Raw genomic sequence first — 1,155 nt, 5'->3', positions numbered from 1 at the left:
ACGTGGCGTGGGCGGAGGACGCGCTCGACGAACTCGCGGAACTGGGCCTCGTGCAACCCGTCAGCGCCGACCGCTACCGATTGCACGACCTCCTCCGCGCCTTCGCCGCGTCACGTCTCGCGCGAGCGGAATCGCCCGTCGAGGTCGAGAGGCGCCGACTCGACGCGTCCACGCGGCTCCTCGAGCTCACGGCGGCGGCCGGCTCGTTATTCGAGCCAGACGGTCCGGGGCGATCCGGCACCGGGGCCTCGAACGCAGCCGGCGACCCGCTCGCTTTCACCGATCAGGCGGCGGCGCGTCTGTGGCTCGAGGCGGAGGTGGAGCATTGGCGGCCCGCGCTCCATCGAGCGGCCGCGAACGGTCGGGAGACGGACGTCATCACGACGATGCACGCGCTGCACTGGTTCTCCGACCTCTGGTCCCTCGACGACCTCTGGCTCGACGCGTTCCGGCTCTCCGCCGAGTGTGCCATCCGACTCGGCGACGCGTCGGCGGAAGCGGAACACCTCGGCTACGTCGCGTGGGCCAACCTCGCGGGATCGGGTGACGCCCAGGCAGGCCTCGTCGCGGCCGAAGCGGCCGTCGCCGCGGCGCAGCGCGGGGGCGACCTGCGGTACGGGGCGTGGGCGGAGTTCTATGTGGGATGGGCGCTCAACAAGCTCGGCCACCCCGGCCGTGCCGCGGATGCGTCGGAGCGCGCTGCGCGGGGTTTCGCCGCCGTCGATGACCTCGAGGGCGAACTCGAGAGCCTCGGTCTTCGCGGGATGGTGCTGGCGGGAGATGGCCGTCTCGAGGAGGCGATCGTCGCCTACCGCGGCCAGTGCGCGGCGGTCGAGGCCCGCCGCGCGGAGCTCCTGCCGAACATCGCGACCTTCACCGAGTCGAGCGCCCTTCTCTCGATTGCGAGCCTCCTTCTCCGACTCGGGCGTTTCGAGGAGGCCATCGCCCTCACCGACGAGGCGCGCACACTGGCCAACTCCGTCGGGTTCACTCGGGGAGTCGCCCGTGCCCTCTTCGTCGCAGGACTCGCACGAAGGGCGCTCGGGGACACGGACCGCGCCCGCCGCGAGTTCGACGAGGCCGAATCGGCCTACGAGGACGCGTCGTTGCCGCGCCTCGCCGAAGAGGTGCGCCGGGCGCGGGCGGAACTCGACC

The 1,155-nt window shown here is 72.3% G+C and carries 1 protein-coding gene; it reads left to right on the top strand.

Going from position 1 to position 1,155, the window contains the following annotated elements; genetic code table 11:
* Positions 1–1,155 (top strand): tetratricopeptide repeat protein (locus AC4FQ5_RS19520; RefSeq protein WP_491146144.1); only part of this gene is annotated, 1,155 nt, incomplete at both ends.

The sequence above is a fragment of the Chryseobacterium sp. DT-167 genome (genome assembly GCF_058310155.1).
Note: the sequence above shows the minus strand (reverse complement) of the source record. Positions and strands in the feature narration are given on the sequence as shown.